This is a genomic window from Tritonibacter sp. SIMBA_163, from assembly GCF_046535935.1.
In the GTDB taxonomy this organism is placed as follows: domain Bacteria; phylum Pseudomonadota; class Alphaproteobacteria; order Rhodobacterales; family Rhodobacteraceae; genus Epibacterium; species Epibacterium scottomollicae.
The window spans coordinates 1-239 of record NZ_JAWJBP010001240.1 but is presented as its reverse complement, the minus strand read 5'-3'; the positions used below and the strand labels follow the sequence as shown (position 1 = coordinate 239).

General features: G+C 59.0%; 1 pseudogene. It reads right to left on the bottom strand.

From position 1 onward, the window contains the following. Nucleotides 1-157 (bottom strand): annotated as a pseudogene (locus R0J92_RS26275) (RidA family protein); the annotation flags it as partial. Nucleotides 158-239: the final 82 nt, after the last annotated feature.

Below are 239 nucleotides of genomic sequence, written 5' to 3'. Positions count from 1 at the left end.
CCCGGATCGTCTCAAGCGCAGACCGGCACTGAGACATCACATCTTCGCCCTCCCCCACTGTGCCAGCCACATGAACAAAGCCCCCTGCGACCACGGCCCCGCAGTATCCGATCTTGTCTTCAAATTCACCGCCGGAGGAAATGCGTCTGATGGCCATGAGGGATCCTTCTCTGTCTGCACCGTCAGTGTCTTGCTCCCCACTTTTGTAGGCGATCACGCGGGGGGGCAGAATTGCAATC